Below are 362 nucleotides of genomic sequence, written 5' to 3' on the forward strand. Positions count from 1 at the left end.
CCAAAGGTTGAATACTTCAGTGTTGGCTACAATTCTGGCCCTGCGGGTGCTTCAAAAATTGGATTGCAACGATTAGCTGCAGAGGGTTATGAGTGGATTTATTGGGGGGACGATGATGATCCACCTAAGGATAAAACTGACTTTGAAAGAATCTTAGGTTTACAAAGTGATTTATCAGAAACTGTAGGAGCACTTGGTGGAGCCGGAGGATTTTTTAATAAGTATACGGGCCGTGTGAGTTCAGTAAGAAATAGTAAGTTGACAAGAGCTACACAAGTAGACCAAATACCTGGTGGTCATACTTTTATTGTGAAAGGCGAAGTCATTCGATCTGGAATATACCCAACAGAAAAGCTTTTTTT

1 pseudogene is annotated in these 362 nt (G+C 40.6%); it reads left to right on the forward strand.

Features of this window, described 5'->3' with window-relative positions:
• Nucleotides 1-362, forward strand: a pseudogene (locus E1176_RS20010) (glycosyl transferase); the annotation flags it as partial.

This window comes from Fulvivirga aurantia, from assembly GCF_009711475.1.
Taxonomy (GTDB): Bacteria; Bacteroidota; Bacteroidia; order Cytophagales; family Cyclobacteriaceae; genus Fulvivirga; species Fulvivirga aurantia.